The 16,726-nt window shown below is 64.9% G+C and carries 13 protein-coding genes; 11 read left to right on the plus strand and 2 right to left on the minus strand.

Annotation, left to right across the window (positions count from 1 at the left end; translation table 11 throughout):
- The first annotated feature begins 76 nt into the window (after positions 1 to 76).
- From NOM55_RS03480 to NOM55_RS03505, 6 genes are all read left to right on the plus strand, one after another.
- On the plus strand, positions 77 to 1,129 hold the full coding sequence (locus NOM55_RS03480) for a LacI family DNA-binding transcriptional regulator (RefSeq protein ID WP_255907510.1): 1,053 nt from the start codon (positions 77 to 79) through the stop codon (positions 1,127 to 1,129).
- 162 nt (positions 1,130 to 1,291) lie between these two features.
- Positions 1,292 to 3,148 carry a 3D-(3,5/4)-trihydroxycyclohexane-1,2-dione acylhydrolase (decyclizing) gene (gene iolD, locus NOM55_RS03485; protein WP_245961126.1) on the plus strand — a complete coding sequence of 619 codons (1,857 nt, stop codon included), beginning with the start codon at positions 1,292 to 1,294 and terminating at the stop codon, positions 3,146 to 3,148.
- Positions 3,149 to 3,622: 474 nt separating this feature from the next.
- Entirely contained in the window at positions 3,623 to 4,561 is a 939-nt protein-coding gene (locus NOM55_RS03490) for a sugar ABC transporter substrate-binding protein (RefSeq protein WP_120810748.1), read from the plus strand.
- Positions 4,562 to 4,623: 62 nt separating this feature from the next.
- Entirely contained in the window at positions 4,624 to 6,177 is a 1,554-nt protein-coding gene (locus tag NOM55_RS03495) for a sugar ABC transporter ATP-binding protein (RefSeq protein WP_255907511.1), read from the plus strand.
- A gap of 75 nt (positions 6,178 to 6,252) precedes the next feature.
- Positions 6,253 to 7,278: an ABC transporter permease gene (locus NOM55_RS03500; protein ID WP_255907512.1), complete on the plus strand. Its 1,026-nt coding sequence runs from the start codon at positions 6,253 to 6,255 to the stop codon at positions 7,276 to 7,278.
- A gap of 112 nt (positions 7,279 to 7,390) precedes the next feature.
- Complete coding sequence (locus NOM55_RS03505; protein WP_255907513.1) at positions 7,391 to 8,308, plus strand: DMT family transporter; 918 nt, start codon at positions 7,391 to 7,393, stop codon at positions 8,306 to 8,308.
- Here the strand turns inward: NOM55_RS03505 and NOM55_RS03510 are convergent.
- Positions 8,238 to 9,074: a MurR/RpiR family transcriptional regulator gene (locus tag NOM55_RS03510; protein ID WP_245961125.1), complete on the minus strand. Its 837-nt coding sequence runs from the start codon at positions 9,072 to 9,074 to the stop codon at positions 8,238 to 8,240. The two genes, NOM55_RS03505 and NOM55_RS03510, sit on opposite strands and share 71 nt — an antisense overlap.
- Positions 9,075 to 9,332: 258 nt before the next feature.
- Here NOM55_RS03510 and iolC point away from each other — a divergent pair, with 258 nt between their 5' ends.
- From iolC to NOM55_RS03535, 5 genes are all read left to right on the plus strand, one after another.
- Positions 9,333 to 11,276, plus strand: coding sequence for a 5-dehydro-2-deoxygluconokinase (gene iolC, locus NOM55_RS03515; protein WP_255907514.1), 1,944 nt, complete (start codon positions 9,333 to 9,335; stop codon positions 11,274 to 11,276).
- A gap of 53 nt (positions 11,277 to 11,329) precedes the next feature.
- Positions 11,330 to 12,229, plus strand: coding sequence for a myo-inosose-2 dehydratase (gene iolE, locus NOM55_RS03520; protein WP_255907515.1), 900 nt, complete (start codon positions 11,330 to 11,332; stop codon positions 12,227 to 12,229).
- Positions 12,230 to 12,240: 11 nt separating this feature from the next.
- The gene (gene iolB / locus NOM55_RS03525) at positions 12,241 to 13,038 is read left to right on the plus strand and encodes a 5-deoxy-glucuronate isomerase (protein WP_255907516.1); all 798 of its coding nucleotides are present in this window, start codon (positions 12,241 to 12,243) and stop codon (positions 13,036 to 13,038) included.
- A 93-nt stretch (positions 13,039 to 13,131) separates the two neighbouring features.
- A complete protein-coding gene (locus NOM55_RS03530; protein ID WP_255907517.1) occupies positions 13,132 to 14,628 on the plus strand; it encodes a CoA-acylating methylmalonate-semialdehyde dehydrogenase in 1,497 nt (498 codons plus the stop codon).
- Between the two features lie 168 nt (positions 14,629 to 14,796).
- The gene (locus tag NOM55_RS03535; protein ID WP_255907518.1) at positions 14,797 to 15,534 is read left to right on the plus strand and encodes a sulfite exporter TauE/SafE family protein; all 738 of its coding nucleotides are present in this window, start codon (positions 14,797 to 14,799) and stop codon (positions 15,532 to 15,534) included.
- 84 nt (positions 15,535 to 15,618) lie between these two features.
- On the opposite strand, the gene NOM55_RS03540 is transcribed toward NOM55_RS03535, so the two are convergent.
- The gene (locus tag NOM55_RS03540) at positions 15,619 to 16,620 is read right to left on the minus strand and encodes a LacI family DNA-binding transcriptional regulator (RefSeq protein ID WP_255907519.1); all 1,002 of its coding nucleotides are present in this window, start codon (positions 16,618 to 16,620) and stop codon (positions 15,619 to 15,621) included.
- Positions 16,621 to 16,726 lie beyond the last annotated feature (106 nt).

Genomic DNA, 16,726 nt, shown 5'->3' on the forward strand with positions numbered 1-16,726 from the left:
AAAGAGTTGGCCGCCCGCGCCGGAAGGCATGCGGCCAACGTTGCATCACGCCACCACCATCACCAGGGAAGCACGCATGGATACACCTCCTCGCCGCAAGAAAAGCGCGCGCTTTGTCGAGATCGCCGCGTTGGCTGGCGTCAGCATCGCCACCGTGGACCGGGTGCTGAACGAGCGCGGCAGCGTGTCGGCGCGGGCGCGGGCGCAGGTGGTGGCGGCGGCGCGGCAGCTGGGGGTACCGCGGCTGCTGCCGGAAACCCGCCACGGGCTGATTCATATCGACATCGTGCTGCCGGACAACCGCTCGCCATTCTTCCTGCGCCTCAACCAGGCGTTGCAGCGCGGGGTGGCGATGCTGGACAAGCGGCTGGTGGTGCACCGGCTGTGGACGCCGGACCAGGACGAGGCGGCGCTGCTGCGCGCCATCACCCAGCGCCGCCACCAGCGCCAGGCGCTGATCGTGGCGGCGCCGGATACGCCGGCGGTGCGGGCGGCGCTGCAACAGGCGCGCGCGCGCGGCGAACATATTGCCATGGTGGTGACGCGGGTGGACGAGGTGCCGGACGCGGCTTATGTCGGCATCGACAACTACGCCGCCGGCCGCACCGCCGGCTATCTGCTGGGGCGGCTGTGCCGCAAGGTTGGCCGCATCCTGCTGCTATCCAGCCGCCGCGACTACCGTGGCCATATCGAGCGCAGCCGCGGCTGTCGCGAGGTGCTGGCGGCGCAGTTTCCGGAGCTGGAGTGCGATGCGCGCAGCAGCGAAACCCACGACGACCCGGACAAGTGCTACTGGGCGGTGAGCCAGGCTTTCCAGCGCGGCGACGTGATCGCCGGCATCTACAATACCGGGGCCGGTTCGCCCGGCATCGAGGCGGCGCTGCGCCGCTTTGCGCTGGACAAGGTGTGCTGGGTGACGCACGAGATTTCCGACGACCACCGGCTGTACATGCAGCAGGGGCTGCTGGACGTGGTGATCGACCAGGACCCGGACACGCAGGCGATCCGCGCGCTGCAGCATGTGCTGGCGGCACTGGAGATGGCGCCGGCGGATGCTGCGGCGTCGGCGGCGGGCGAGTTCCGGCTGTATCTGCCGGAGAACATGGGGCAGCAGCCGTATCTGGGCTGATGGCTGACACAGGCGCAAGCGACGTTGCGAAATTAATTTCTATTGATTTAAATTTAAGAAAATATTTTGCAAAATGACGCCGTTCCTATATCGTGAGCAGGTAGCCGCACGCTGACGGCGGCGTAACGGCCCACGGCAGGCCGCATGGACAAGGAGACAAAGGTGAAGACAGTACGCTTGACGGTGGCCCAGGCGCTGGTGCGCTTTCTGGCTGCGCAGTATGTGGAGGCCGAGGACGGCACGCGCGAGCAGCTTTTTGGTGGCGTATGGGCGATTTTCGGCCACGGTAACGTGGCGGGTCTCGGCGAGGCGCTGTACGCGATGCGCGACGCGCTGCCGACTTTCCGCGCCCACAACGAACAAGGCATGGCGCTGGCTGCCGCCGCCTATGCCAAGGCGCACTTCCGCCGTCGCATGATGGCGGTGACCACCTCCATCGGCCCCGGCTGCAACAACCTGGTCACCGCCGCGGCCACCGCGCACGTCAACCGTCTGCCGATGCTGCTGCTGCCGGGCGACATCTTCATCACCCGCGCGCCGGACCCGGTGCTGCAGCAGGTAGAAGACTTCCACGACGGCGGTGTTTCCGCCGCCGACACCCTGCGCCCGGTATCGCGCTATTTCGATCGCATCGTGGTGCCGGAACAGCTGCTCACCGCGCTGCCGCGCGCCATCGCCTACCTGACCGATCCGGCGCTGTGCGGCCCGGTGACGCTGGCGCTGCCGCAGGACGTGCAGGCGCTGGCGCATGACTGGCCGGAATCGTTCTTTAACGAACGCACCATCCGCTTCCGCCAGCCGCCGGCCGAGGCCGCCGAAGTGGCGGAGCTGGCCGAGATCCTGAAAAACGCTAAGCGGCCGCTGATCGTCACCGGCGGCGGCGTACTGTACAGCCAGGGCGGCGTGGCCGCGCTGCGCCGGTTTGCCGACAAGCACGGCATTCCGGTGGGCGAGACCCACGGCGGCAAGGGTGCGCTGGCGTGGGATCACCCGCTGCTGGCCGGCTCCATCGGCGTCACCGGCTCGCCGGCGGCCAACGCGCTGGCGCAGGACGCCGACGTGGTGCTGGCGGTGGGCACCCGGCTGCAGGATTTCACCACCGGCTCGCACACGCTGTACGCGCAGGCCAAACTGCTGTCGATCAACGTCAATACCTTCGACGCCATCAAGTGGGGCGGCTGCAGCATCCAGGCCGACGCCACGGCCGGTCTGACGGCACTGAGTGCCGCGCTTGGCGACTGGCACAGCGAGGCGGCGTGGGACACGCAGGCGCGGCGGCTGTGCGACGCCTGGCGCCGCCAGGTGGCGGAGATCGTGGTCAGCCCGCGCGCGGCGCTGCCGACCTACGCCGAAGCCATCGGCGCGGTGCAGGCCTCGTCGGCCGATTCCACCGCCAACGACATCGTGGTGTGCGCGGCGGGCACCTTGCCGGCCGAGCTGCACAAGCTGTGGCGTACCAGCCGTCCCGGCGGCTACCACATGGAATACGGCTACTCCTGCATGGGCTACGAAGTGGCCGGCGGCCTCGGTGCCAAGATGGCGCAGCCGGAGCGCGAGGTGATCGTGATGGTGGGCGACGGCAGCTACATGATGCTGAACAACGAGCTGGCCACCTCGGTGATGCTGGGTCACAAGATCATCGTGGTGCTGCTGGACAACGCCGGCTACGCCTGCATCAACCGCCTGCAGCAGGCCTGCGGCGGCGCGCAGTTCAACAATATGTACGAGCACTGCCTGACCGGGCCGGACGGTGCGCCGACCATCGATTTCGAAATGAACGCCCGCTCGCTGGGCGCGGCGGCGGAAACGGTGTGCAGCGTTGCCGAGTTTGCCGAGGCGATGAAGCGCGCGCGCGCGTCGACCAAGAGCTACCTGATCAGCCTGCAGGTGGACGGCCCGCAGTGCACGCCGGAAGGTGGCAGCTGGTGGCAGGTGGGCATTCCGCAGGTGTCGGAGCGCAGCGAGGTGAACGCGGCACGCGAGCGCTACGAGCAGGCGGTGCGCCAGCAGCGCGTCTGAGTGTGCGCTTGAGCGTCAGCGGCTGAGGGTCGTCTTGTCCCGCCAAGCGGGTCGCCCAGCGATGGGCGGCCCGCTTGTTTTTTGCGGCCAACCTTGGCGACAAAGGTTGGCCGCAAGCGCTTGCCGTGGTGGCGTGCAGTTCGCGGCGTTTGCGGCGGCGGCGGGTGACAGCTCGCCTGAGGCAGCGGCTGCCCATGCGCTGTCGCGGTAGCACCGGCGGGGTCGGGCGCGGCGGTTTTCTGCTGCCGGGTGTCGCTGGCGGCGGGCACGCCGCCCGATGCCCGAGGCATGGTGTGGTGGCTTTGTAGAAATAAATTTCTACTTAAATTTTTATGTGAAATTTTATTTGCAATTGTCGGCGGCAACACTTATCTTAGCAATACGGATTTGCCGAAGACGCCGCTGGAGTTGCTCGCAACTGACACGGCACTCAACGGCCCGGTAGCAAATCAAAAAAACACAGGAGACACACCGATGAAACGTATTACCAAGCTTGCTGGTTCTGCTGTATTCGTTGCACTGGCCACCGCCGCCATGCCTGCCTCTGCCGCCAAGATCGGCGTCACCATGTCGGCTTTTGACGACAACTTCCTGACCGTATTGCGCAACAGCATGAAGTCCCACGCCGGCAGCCAGAAGGACGTCAGCGTCCAGTTTGAAGATGCGCAGAACGACATCGGTCGTCAGATCTCCCAGGTACAGAACTTCATCGCCCAGCGCGTGGACGCCATCGTGGTGAACGTGGTGGATACCGAAGTGACACCCAAAATCACCAAGATGGTGTCGGCTGCCGGCATCCCGCTGGTGTACGTGAACCGCCTGCCGGCCGACCGCGTGCTGCCGGCCAAGGTGGCGTTTGTCGGTTCCAACGAGGTGGAGTCCGGCACCCTGCAGATGAAAGAGGTGTGCCGCCAGATGGGCGGCAAGGGCAACATCGTGGTGATGATGGGTGACCTGTCCAACCAGGCTGCGCGCATGCGCACCAAGGACGTGGAAGACGTGATTGCCACCCCGGCGTGCAAGGGCATCAAGATCGTGGAGAAGCAGACCGCCAAGTGGTCGCGCACCGAAGGCCGCGACCTGATGATGAACTGGCTCAGCGCCGGCGTGAAATTTGACGCGGTGGTGTCCAACAATGACGAAATGGCGCTGGGCGCGATCCAGGCGCTGAAATCCGCCAAGCGCCTGAACGGTACCATCGTCGCCGGTGTCGATGCCACCCGCGACGCGCTGACCGCGATGAAGTCCGGCGACCTGAAAGTCACCGTGTTCCAGAATGCCGCCGGCCAGGGCCGTGGCGCCATCGACACCGCACTGAAGCTCGGCCGCGGCGAAAAAGTACCGTCGATGAACTACATTCCGTTCGAGCTGGTGACCCCGGCCAACCTGAAGTCCTACGAAGCGCGTAACTGATTGTCTGTGTTGCCGCGGTGGGGGCAGGCGACCCGCTGCGGCGCTGCAAAGGAACACGAGTCATGTTGAGTTTAGCACCAGAGAAAGTTGTCGCCGCGGCTGCCGAGGCCGCCGCAACATCACAGCCGGAAGCGACCCTGCTGATCGAAGTGGAAGGTGTCCGCAAGACGTTTCCGGGTGTGGTGGCGCTGGACAATGCCTCCTTCCGCCTGCGTCCGGGCACCGTGCACGCCCTGATGGGCGAAAACGGCGCCGGCAAATCCACGCTGATGAAAATCCTGGCCGGGGTGCACGAGCCGGACAAGGGCGTCTTCCGCCTGCGTGGCCGCGATATCGTGCTGAAGTCGCCGCTGGACGCACTGGAACACGGCATCGCCATGATCCATCAGGAGCTGAACCTGATGCCGTACATGAGCGTGGCGGAAAACATCTGGATCCGCCGCGAGCCGCTGAACCGTCTGGGCATGGTCGATCACGGCCGCATGAACCAGATGACGCGCGAACTGCTACAACAGCTGTCCATCGAGCTGGATCCGGAAAGCAACATCATCGACCTCAGCATTTCCGCCCGCCAGATGGTGGAAATCGCCAAGGCAGTGTCCTACGACTCCGACGTGCTGATCATGGACGAGCCGACCTCGGCGCTGACCGAGCACGAGGTGTCGCACCTGTTCCGCATCATTCGCGAGCTGCGCGCGGCGGGCAAGGGCATCATCTACATCACCCACAAGATGAACGAGCTGGCGGAAATCGCCGACGAAGTCACCGTATTCCGTGACGGCCGTTTCATCGGCTGCAAGCAGGCCGAGCGCCTGGAGCGCGACGAGATCATCAGCATGATGGTTGGCCGCGAGATCACCGAGATGTTCCCCAAGGAGCCCGCCAAGATCGGCGACGTGGCGCTGACGGTACGGGGCCTGACCCTGGACGGCGTCTTCAGCGACGTGAGCTTCGAGGTGCGCCAGGGCGAGATTCTCGGCGTCGCCGGCCTGATCGGTTCCGGCCGCAGCAATGTGGCGGAGACGCTGTTCGGGGTAACCCCGGCCAGCGCCGGCAGCATCAGCATTTTCGGCAAGGCGGTGACCGTCGATTCGCCGCAGGTGGCGATGGCGCAGGGCATGGCCTTCCTCACCGAAGACCGCAAGGACACCGGCTGTTTCCTCAATCTCAGCATCCTGGAGAACATGCAGATCTCGGTGCTGAACGACGATCACCTCACCGCCGGTTTCGTGCACCAGAAGACGATCGACCAGCTGTGCGAAAGCATGGCGGCGACGTTGCGGGTGAAGGCACCGGGGCTGTACGAACGGGTGGAGAACCTGTCCGGCGGCAACCAGCAGAAGGTGCTGATCGGCCGCTGGCTGCTGACCAATCCGCGCATCCTGATCCTGGACGAACCGACCCGCGGCATCGACGTCGGCGCCAAGGCCGAGATCCACCGCCTGATTTCCAAGCTGGCGGGGCAGGGCGTGGCGGTAATCATGATCTCGTCGGAATTGCCGGAAGTGCTGGGCATGAGCGATCGCATCATGGTGATGCACGGCGGTAGGGTGACCGGCATCCTCGATCGCGCCGATGCCGACCAGGTCAGCATCATGCAACTGGCCGCCAGCTAAACCGCCGCGCCAGCACAACGCTAACAGCAGTAAGCACTGTCACAGTGCCACAAGACAAACATGGAGGATGGAACGATGGCTATCGCGAATACCGGCACGATCGACAAGCTCGACAAAGGGCCGCTGAGCAAATTCAGGATCCCTGCCGAAGCACGGATTTTCATGGTGCTGCTCGGTGTGGCGCTGATTTTCGAAATTCTGGGCTGGTTCCTGGTCGGACAGAGCTTTCTTGCCAACAAGGATCGCCTGCTGGTGATGATCCTGCAGGTGTCGGTGATCGGCATCATCGCCGTCGGCGTGACCCAGATCATCATCATGGGTGGCATCGACCTGTCGTCCGGCTCGGTGGTGGCGCTCACCGCCATGGTGTCGGCCAGTCTGGCGCAAACCTCGGACTTCGGCCGCGCGGTGTTCCCGTCGCTGACCGACCTGCCGATGGTGGTGCCGCTGCTGTCCGGCCTGGTGGTGGGGCTGGCTTGTGGCCTGCTCAACGGCTTCGTGATTGCCAAGACCGCGATCCCGCCGTTCATCGCGACGCTGGGCCTGATGGTGACCGCCCGTGGCCTGGCCAAGTGGTATACCGAAGGCGAGCCGATCAGCATGCTGTCCGACAGCTACGCCGAAATCGGCAGCGGCGTGACGCCGGTGCTGATCTTCCTCGGTGTGGCCGCGCTGTTCCACGTGATCCTCAGCTACACCCGCTACGGCAAGTACACCTACGCCATCGGTGCCAACCGCGCCGCGGCACGGGTGTCCGGCATCAACGTCGGGCGCCATCTGGTGGTGGTATACGCGGTGGCCGGTCTGCTGTCGGGCCTCGCCGGGGTGGTGACCTCCTCCCGCGCCGTATCCGGTCAGGCCGGCATGGGCATGATGTACGAGCTGGACGCGATTGCCGCGGCGGTCATCGGTGGCACCTCGCTCAACGGCGGCCTCGGCAAGATCACCGGCACCGTGATCGGCGTGCTGATCCTCGGGGTGGTGACCTCGGGCTTCACCTTCCTGCGCATCGACGCCTACTATCAGGAAATCGTCAAAGGTGTGATCATCGTGGTGGCGGTGGTAGCCGACCAGTATCGTCAGCGTCATCGTCGCAGCTGATTGTTTTTTCAAGGTTGGCCGCATTGCGGCCAACCTTGTACTCGGCCCGGGTTTCCCGGGCCTTTGTCATTGGTATACCCCGCTGCGGCGGGGTTTTTGCGGGTAAGTGTTCTTGGATCAGGCAAGGGTAGGCAAGGTGGCGGCGGCGGATGCGGTGCTGCTACTGGTGACGTTGCTGGCAGCCAGTGGCTGGCTGTTTTCGAAGCAGGTATTGCAGCAGCTGCCGCCGCTGCTGTTCATGGGCCTGCGTTTCGGCACGGCCGGCCTGCTGTTGTTCTTGCTGGGCCGCTGGCGCGGGGCGGTGCTGCCGCGCCGGGCGTTGCGGCCAACCCTGGGCTGCGGCCTGCTGTTCGGGGTGTCGATGATGCTGTGGATCAAGGGCTTGCAGCACAGCAGCAACCTCGGGGTGGCGGCCTTCATCTGCAGCATGGGCGTGGTGCTGGCACCGTTTGCCAGCCGCCTGCTGCTGGGTACGCGCTTGAGCCGGGCGGCGTGGGTGTCGATGGCGCTGGCGGGGCTGGGCATGGCCTGCATGTCGCTGCGTGCCGGTGGCGGCCTGCACGCGTCGGACTGGCTGTTTCTGGCGTTCGCGCTGTGTTCCGCCGCCTATCTCAGCCTCAACAGTCATTTCATGGCGCGGGTGCCGGCGCTGCCTGCCACCGCGCTGCAGCTCTTGATGGTGGGAGTGATGTGTCTGTTGGGGAGCGTGCCGGGGGAGGCGTGGTCGTGGCCGGCGCTGCTGGCCAGCGGGCACTGGCTGCTGGCCAGCATCCTGCTGGCGACGTGCCTGCGCTTTTTGCTGCAGAACTGGGGGCAGGGCAAGATGCCGATCGCCCGGGCCGCCTTCATCCTGCTGCTGGAGCCGGTGTGGACGGCGCTGCTGGCCAGCTGGTGGTTCGGTTCGGTGATGACGGGACAGCAGTGGCTAGGCGCCGGCCTGATCCTGTCCGCCATCCTGGTCAGTCGTCATAAGCCCCGGCGTCCTGCGTCTCTTCAATCACCAGTTCCAGCCGGTAAGACAGGGCAATGAACAGGGCCTGGCAAAGGCTGATGGTGCTGCTCATCGAGCGGAAGGCGAAAGCGGTGCCTTCCTTGACCGTCAGCACGGTGCTGGCGTTGCGCGCCAGCGGGCTCATCTTGCTGTCGCTGATCACCAGCAGCTTGGCCTTGTTCTGGCTGGCGACGCGGGCGCAGTAGCGGGTCTCGCGGCCGTAGGGCTGGAAGCTGATCGCGATCATCAGGTCGTTTTCACGGATGCTGCGCACCTGGTCGTGGTACATGCCGCCGAGGCCGGAGATCAGGTGCACCCGCTTCTGGGTGTGCTGCAGTGCGTAGCAGACATAGGACGCGATCGGAAACATGCGGCGCACGCCGACCACGTAGATGTTTTCTGCCTTGTACAACAGCTCCACCGCGGCGTCGATCGCCGCCGGGTCCAGCGACTGGCTCAGCTCGTCCAGCCCCTGCTGGCAGGCGGAAAGAAAGCTCTGCGTCAGCTCGGTGTTGGAGAGCGGGGTGTCCTGGCTGGCAATGACGGTGCGGATGCGCTTCTGGTAGTTGTTGACGTTGCCCTGCGCCGGCGCGAACGAATCGCGGAACAGTGCCTGCATGTCACTGAAACCACTGAAACCGAAGCGTTGCGCAAAGCGCACGATGGCAGACGGCTGCACCTCGCAGGCCTGGGCGATGTCGGTAATGCGCTCCAGCACCAGCGTCGGGCGGTGTTCCTCGATGTACTTGGCGATGACCTTTAGTTGCTTGCTGAGGCCTTCGTACTCCTCAGAAATGCGCTGCATGAGTTGATCGGCAGTGATTCCGTTGCTCATATGCTGTTTTGACCTTGTAGGTTGATGGTTACATCTTAAAACGAAAGCGGACGTTTTGAAAAAAATATTTCAGAAATAAATTTCTAGTAGAAAATAAATACGAAAAAAAAGTTGCATTCGCGGCGGGGCAGGATTAATCTTGTTGCAAGACAGTAGCCAACGGCGACACCCCTGCGCAGATGCCGGAGCCGGCGCCACTGACCTTCTGAAACCAACGGAATCGACACCATGCAAAACCAGACATCCTTTGCACCCGACCGTAACCTCGACGTGATTTGCCTGGGGCGACTGGCAGTTGACCTTTACGCCCGCCAGCTGGGTGCACGTCTGGAGGATGCGAGCAGCTTTGCCAAATACCTTGGTGGTTCCTCTGCCAATATCGCCTTCGGTACCGCCCGTCTGGGGCTGAAGTCGGCGATGCTGTCGCGGGTCGGCGACGAGCAGATGGGGCGCTTCCTGCTGGAAACGCTGGAGAAGGAAGGCTGTGACATCAGCCAGGTGAAAATCGACGCGCAGCGGCTGACCGGGGTGGTGCTGCTGGGCATCAAGGACCGCGATACCTTTCCGCTGCTGTTCTACCGCGAGAACTGCGCCGACATGGCGCTGTGCGAAGACGATATCGACGAAGCCTTCATCGCCAGCAGCAAGAGCCTGCTGATTACCGGCACCCACCTGTCCACCGAAAAGGTGAACGCCGCCAGCCGCAAGGCGCTCGGTTTTGCCCGCAAGCACAATGTGCGCACCGTGCTGGACATCGACTACCGTCCGGTGCTGTGGGGCCTGACCGGCCGCGGTGACGGCGAGCAGCGTTTCATTGCCGACGATGCCGTCAGCGCCCACCTGCAATCGGTGCTGCCGCTGTTCGACCTGATCGTCGGCACCGAAGAAGAATTCCTGATCGCCGGTGGCAAGCCGGCGCTGCTGGACTGCCTGCAAGTGGTGCGCCAGCTGGCGCCGCAGGCGGTGCTGGTGGTCAAGCGTGGCCCGCTGGGCTGCGCGGTGATCGACGGCGACATCCCGGCCGACATCGACGACGCCTTCACCATCAGCGGTGCGCAGGTGGAAGTGATGAACGTGCTCGGTGCCGGCGACGCCTTCCTGTCCGGTTTCCTGTCGGCGTGGCTGCGGGGCGAGGACTACGCCAGCTGCTGCCGCCGTGCCAATGCCTGCGGCGCGCTGGTGGTGTCGCGCCACGGCTGCTCGGTGGCGATGCCGACCCCGGCGGAGCTGGACTACTTCCTGGGTCTGGCGGTAACGCCGCTGCGCCCGGCAGAAGACCCGACCCTGGCCCGGCTGCACCGCGTCAGCGTCAAGCGCAAGCAGTGGGACAACCTGTGCGTGTTCGCCTTTGACCACCGCAACCAGTTCTTCGAGCTGGCCCGGCAGAACGGCGTGCCGGAAAGCCGTATCTCGCAGCTGAAAACGCTGCTGGTGCAGGCGGTGGCACAGACCGAAGCCGCCAGTGGCCTGCAGGGCCGCACCGGCATCCTGGTCGACGACCGCTACGGCGAGGACGCGATGTACGCCGCCACCGGCCGCGGCTGGTGGATCGGCCGCCCGATCGAACTGCCCGGCTCCAACCCGCTGGAATTCGACCACGGCCGCGCGCTGGCGGCACGGCTGGAAATCTGGCCGCAGGAACACATCATCAAGTGTCTGGTGCAGTACCACCCGGACGATGAAGTCGGCAACCGTCTGGAGCAGGAGGCGCAGGTGCGCGCCGTGTACCAGATGGCACAGCTCAGCGGCCACGAACTGCTGCTGGAGGTGATCCCGTCCCGGAAACTGCCGCAACAGCCGGACACCGTGCTGCGCGCGCTGAAGCGCTTCTACAACCTCGGCATCTACCCTGAATGGTGGAAGCTGGAGTCGATGAGCGCCGAGCAGTGGCAGGACATCGACACCCTGCTGGAACAGCGCGATCCGTACTGCCGCGGCGTGGTGCTGCTGGGGCTGAACGCGCCGGTGGGCGAGTTGCGCAAGGGTTTCGAGCAGGCACGCAACAGCCGCAGCTGCCGTGGCTTCATGGTTGGCCGCACCCTGTTCCAGGAACCGTCGCAGCGCTGGCTGGCCGGCGAGATCGACGATGCCGGCCTGATCGCCGCCGCCCGTCACAATTTTGAAACCCTGATCGATATCTGGCAGGCGCAACGGCGCCAGGCCCAGCAGTAAGCACGCCATCACGGCAGCCAACGACAACAGCAAGCAAAGACACGGACAACACTATGACTTCCACTTTCAAGGTAAAGATCGGCATCAACCCGATTTCCTGGTGCAACGATGACCTGCCGTCGCTGGGCGGTGACGTGACGCTGGACACCATCCTGCGCGAAGGCAGCGAGATCGGTTACCAGGGCTTCGAGCTGGGCAACAAGTTTCCGCGTGACGCGGCGGCGCTGAAGGCGGTGCTGGCACCGTACGGCGTGGAGTGCGTGTCCGGCTGGTATTCCGGCCAGCTGGCCGAGCGTTCGGTGGAGGAGGAAATCGCCAGCGTGGAAAACCATCTGCGCCTGCTGGTGGAAAGCGGTTGCCAGGTGATGGTGTACGGCGAGGTGGCCGGCTCCATCCAGGGCCAGATCGACACCCCGCTGTACAAGCGGCCAACCTTTACCAGCGAGGAAGCCTGGCAGCAGTACGCCGCCAAGCTGAACCAGTTCGGCCGCCACCTGGCGTCACGCGGCATCAAGCTGGCCTACCATCACCACATGGGCGCCTACGTCGAGCATCCGTCCGACGTCGACAAGCTGATGGCGCTGACCGGGCCGGAAGTGGGCCTGCTGTTCGATGCCGGCCACATGTGCTTTGCCGGTGGCGATCCGCTGACCGAACTGAACAAGCACATCGACCGCGTGGTGCACGTGCACTGCAAGGACGTGCGCGCCGAAGTGATCCGCCGAGCCCGCAACGGCAGCTGGAGCTTTTTGCAGTCGGTACTCAACGGCGCCTTTACCGTGCCCGGCGACGGCGACATCCAGTTCGGGCCGATCCTGGCGCGTCTGGCGCAGCACGGTTACCAGGGCTGGCTGGTGGTGGAAGCGGAGCAGGATCCGACCATCGCGCCGAGCTACGAATATGCACAGAAGGGCTTCAACACCCTGTCCGGGCTGGTTGCCGGCCTGTCCTGAGGAGAGAAGGCATGAATTTGCTGGTTAAGGCAGACCAGGCTGGCAAGCCGCTGGTGGAGGTGACCCCGGCGTCGGCAGGCTGGATCCATGTCGGCTTTCGCGCCGTCAAGTTGGCCGCACAGGAACGCGAAGTGTGGCAGCAGCCGGGCCGCGAGTGCTGTGTGGTGATTCTGGCCGGCAAGGCCAGCGTCAAGGTGGGCGAGCAGCAGTGGACGCACCTGGGCGAGCGCCAGAGCGTGTTCGACAACATGGCGCCGTACGCGGTGTACGCGCCGCCGGGCGTGGCGGTGGAAGTGACCGCCGAGAGCGCTGCCGAAGTGGCGTTCTGCTCGGCGCCGTCCGCCGGCAACCATCCGGCACGGCTGATCACCCCGGACAGCATGCAGCGCAGCGTGCGCGGTAAGGACGCCAACACCCGCTACGTCACCGACATCCTGCCGCAGGGCGAGCCGGCCGACGGCCTGCTGGTGGTGGAAGTGCGCACCCCGTCCGGCCACTCCTCCAGCTACCCGCCGCACAAGCACGATCGCGACGCGCTGCCGGAAGAAAGTGTGCTGGAAGAAACCTACTACCACCGGCTGAACCCGGCGCAGGGCTTTGCCTTCCAACGCGTGTACACCGACGACCGCCGCATCGATCAATCGATGGCAGTGGAAGACCACGACGTGGTGATGGTGCCGGAAGGCTACCACCCGGTGTCCGTGCCCTACGGCTACGAGTCCTACTACCTCAACGTGATGGCCGGTCCGAAGCGCGAATGGTGCTTCAAGAACGACCCGGCGCACGAGTGGATCATCGCCAAGCCGTAAACCGAACCCCCACGACCTAAGAACACGACCACAGGCAGACCCGCACGCGGGCTGCCGGGGCAGAGTATCGCCCGCCAGTACAGGATAAATGACATGAACCGCATCCTCAGCCACTTCATCAACGGCCAGCAAACCGCCGGTCACGGCAGCCGCACCAGCACGGTGTACAACCCGGCCACCGGTCAGGCACAAGCCGACGTACTGTTGGCCGACAACGCCGATGTCAACGCCGCCGTCGCCGCCGCCAAGGCTGCCTTCCCGGCCTGGGCCGATACCTCGCCGTTGCGCCGCTCCCGCGTGATGTTCAAGTTCAAGGAATTGCTGGAAGCGCGCCAGCACGAGCTGGCCGCCATCATCTCCAGCGAGCACGGCAAGGTGCATTCCGATGCGCTGGGCGAAGTCGCCCGCGGCCTGGAAGTGGTGGAATTCGCCTGCGGCATTCCTCAGTTGCTGAAGGGCGAGTACACCGAACAGGTTGGCCGCGGCATCGACGCCTGGAGCATGCGCCAGCCGCTGGGCGTGGTCGCCGGCATTACCCCGTTCAACTTCCCGGCGATGGTGCCGATGTGGATGTTCCCGGTGGCGCTGGCCTGCGGCAACTGCTTCATCCTGAAGCCGTCGGAACGTGATCCGTCGGCGGCGCTGCTGATTGCCGAGCTGCTGAAAGAAGCCGGCCTGCCGGACGGCGTGTTCGGCGTGCTGCAGGGCGACAAGCTGGCGGTGGACGGCCTGCTGACGCATCCGGACGTGCAGGCGGTGAGCTTCGTCGGCTCCACCCCGATCGCGCAGTACATCTACGAAACCGGCGCCCGCCACGGCAAGCGCGTGCAGGCACTGGGCGGCGCCAAGAACCACATGGTGGTGATGCCGGATGCCGATCTGGAACAGACCGTCGACGCGCTGATGGGCGCCGCCTACGGCTCGGCCGGCGAGCGCTGCATGGCGATCTCGGTGGCGGTGGCGGTCGGCAATGTCGCCGATGCGCTGGTGGAAAAACTGGCAACCCGTCTCAAGACACTGAAAGTCGGCCCCGGCAACGATCCGCAGTCGGAAATGGGCCCGCTGGTGACGCGCACCCATCTCGACAAGGTCAGCGGCTATATCGCCCGCGGCGTGGAAGAGGGCGCCAGACTGGTGGTGGACGGTCGCGGCCTCTCCGTGCCGGGCTGCGAGGACGGTTTCTTCCTCGGCGGCTGCCTGTTCGACAACGTCAGCACCGACATGGTCATCTACCAGGAAGAAATCTTCGGGCCGGTGCTGTGCGTGGTGCGCGTCGACAGCTTCAACGAGGCGGTGGAGATGATCAACAACCACGCCTTCGGCAACGGCACCGCCATCTTTACCCGCGACGGCGATTCGGCGCGCGAATTCGTGCACCGCATCCAGGTCGGCATGGTCGGCATCAACGTGCCGCTGCCGGTGCCGATGGCGTTCCACAGCTTCGGCGGCTGGAAAGCGTCGCTGTTCGGCGACCACCACATGCACGGTCCGGAAGGGGTGCGCTTCTATACCCGCATGAAGGCGGTGACCAGCCGCTGGCCAACCGGCATCCGCGCCGGCGCCGAATTCGCGATGCCAACGATGAAGTAAGACGGACGCAACTCTCCCAAGGCGTTTGTGTTTTTGCCACCCTGCGGGGTGGCTATTTTTTTCAATGCGGTGCCGGCCGGCAACGGCCGGGGCACGCGACAGGGCCGCGACGTGACGGCGCGTGACAACGCCCCGCCGCGATCCCTGGCACGATGAAAGGCGCAAGTGATGCCCGCTGACTGGCTACCGCCCGCCATTGCCGCCGTGCTGCTGATGGGGCTGAGCAAGAGTGGCTTTGCCAATGGCTTCGGCGCCTTTGCCACGCCGCTGATGGCGCTGGCGATGCCGATCACGCAGGCGGCGGCGGTGATGCTGCCCTTGCTGCTGGTGATGGACCTGGTCAGCGTGTATTCACTGCGCAAATCGGTGGATGGCGCGGTGCTGAAGCACTGTCTGCCGGCGGGGCTGTGCGGTGTGCTGCTGGGCTGGCTGCTGCTCAGCGTGGTGAGCCTGGCCGTGGTATCGGTGCTGGTCGGCGCCATGACCCTGTGTTTCCTGTTGCAGCGGCTGCTGCCTGTCGGGCGCATCGATTGGCACTGGCGCCCGCTCGCCTGGCTGATGTCGGCGCTGTCGGGTTTTGCCAGCTTTATCTGCCATGCGGGCGGGCCGCCGATGATGATGTACTGCCTGGCGCGCAACATGGCGCCCGGCTATCTGGCCGGCACCAGCGCGGTATTCTTTTTCATGGTGAATGCCATGAAGTGGCCGCTGTACTACCAGATGGACCTGCTCTCCGGCGGCAACATGCGCATGGCGCTGGCGCTGCTGCCGGTTGGCATCGCGGGGGTGCTGCTGGGGGTCTATCTGGCGGGCCGCCTGCAACGGCAGTGGTTCTACCGGGTGTCGTATGCCGGCCTGTTGCTGGCCGGGGTCAAGCTGATCGTTGACGGAGCCCAGCGCTGGTAGCCCGCGGCGCGGCCGCCGGCGGGCGTTGCCGGTCGTGTGTCCGCCATGCCTCTGCCCGCGGGCTTCGCACAGGCGCTGTCGCGGCTAGGTCGAGCCGCGGATGATCAGTTCGCCGGGGAGATTGATCGAGCGTGCGGCGCTGCGGCCTTTCAGCATGTCGATCAGTGCCGCGACCATTTCCGGCAGCGGCTGGCGGTAGCTGGTCAGGTTGAACGACGGCGATGCGGCCAACTCGTCGCCGTCGTAGCCTGCAATGGCCAGATCCTGCGGCACGCGCAGGCCGAATTCATGTCTGGCGGTTTCGATGGCGCCGATGGCCAGCGCATCGTTTTCACACATCAGCACGTCGATGCGCTCGGCCGCCGGTGTCTGCTGCAGGTAGGTGCGCAGCGCTTGCGCCGCCGCCCGGTGATCGTAGCTGCCGGCGGCCAGCTCCGGCACCGGGGTGCCGGCTTGCTGCTGCCAGAATGCCGTGAAGTGGCTCTTGCGCCCCAGTGCAGTGGACAGAGAGCGCGGCCCGGACATGAAACCGGGGCGGCGATAGCCCTGCGCCCACAGGTGCTGGTTGATCGCCGCCATCGACACGCTGGCGTCGCAGGACACCGCCGGGATGTGCGCGATGGTGCTTTCCCGCGCCAGCACATACAGCGGCGGGCGCGAGGCAGGCAGGGTCGGTAGCTTCAGCGCCTCGTCCTTGAAGTCGGTGCCGACCAGGATCACCGCGTCCACCTGACGCTGGTCGGCATCCAGAATGGCCGACAGATGATCGAAGTGCTGGTTGATATTGATCAGCACCGCAGCCATCTGCTCGGCCTGCAACGCCTGGGTCAGCACTTCCAGCACCGGCAGTTTGTAGGGGTTGGCAAAGTCGTCGACCAGGATCGCCACCAGATTGGTGGTCTTGGTCGTCAGGCTGCGTGCCAGCAGGTTGGGGCGGTAGCCCAGCTTGGCGGCTTCCTGCAGCACGCGTTCGCGGCTGTGCTCGGCAATCGATGCGCCGGGGGTAAAGGCCCGTGTCACCGTCCATTTCGACACGCCGGCGGCCAGGGCCACGTCTGCTGCCGTCGCGCGGCTGGGTTTGCTCATGGAGTCTCCTTGAAAAATATTTTCCAATTTTAATTAAAATCAAAAAAATTTTCTTGACTTTGTTTGTGACGGGCTACTAATGTAACGTCAATGCAACCGGTAGCAA

The sequence above is a fragment of the Vogesella sp. AC12 genome (genome assembly GCF_024437575.1).
GTDB classification, from domain to species: domain Bacteria; phylum Pseudomonadota; class Gammaproteobacteria; order Burkholderiales; family Chromobacteriaceae; genus Vogesella; species Vogesella indigofera.

Excerpts from the sequence above, each read along its gene's own strand:
- NOM55_RS03480 (WP_255907510.1), top strand. The coding sequence starts at position 77 with ATGGATACACCTCCTCGCCGCAAGAAAAGCGCGCGCTTTGTCGAGATC.
- NOM55_RS03490 (WP_120810748.1), top strand. The coding sequence starts at position 3,623 with ATGAAACGTATTACCAAGCTTGCTGGTTCTGCTGTATTCGTTGCACTG.
- NOM55_RS03495 (WP_255907511.1), top strand. The coding sequence starts at position 4,624 with ATGTTGAGTTTAGCACCAGAGAAAGTTGTCGCCGCGGCTGCCGAGGCC.
- NOM55_RS03500 (WP_255907512.1), top strand. The coding sequence starts at position 6,253 with ATGGCTATCGCGAATACCGGCACGATCGACAAGCTCGACAAAGGGCCG.
- NOM55_RS03510 (WP_245961125.1), bottom strand. The coding sequence starts at position 9,074 with ATGCAGCGCATTTCTGAGGAGTACGAAGGCCTCAGCAAGCAACTAAAG.
- iolC (WP_255907514.1), top strand. The coding sequence starts at position 9,333 with ATGCAAAACCAGACATCCTTTGCACCCGACCGTAACCTCGACGTGATT.
- iolE (WP_255907515.1), top strand. The coding sequence starts at position 11,330 with ATGACTTCCACTTTCAAGGTAAAGATCGGCATCAACCCGATTTCCTGG.
- iolB (WP_255907516.1), top strand. The coding sequence starts at position 12,241 with ATGAATTTGCTGGTTAAGGCAGACCAGGCTGGCAAGCCGCTGGTGGAG.
- NOM55_RS03530 (WP_255907517.1), top strand. The coding sequence starts at position 13,132 with ATGAACCGCATCCTCAGCCACTTCATCAACGGCCAGCAAACCGCCGGT.
- NOM55_RS03535 (WP_255907518.1), top strand. The coding sequence starts at position 14,797 with ATGCCCGCTGACTGGCTACCGCCCGCCATTGCCGCCGTGCTGCTGATG.
- NOM55_RS03540 (WP_255907519.1), bottom strand. The coding sequence starts at position 16,620 with ATGAGCAAACCCAGCCGCGCGACGGCAGCAGACGTGGCCCTGGCCGCC.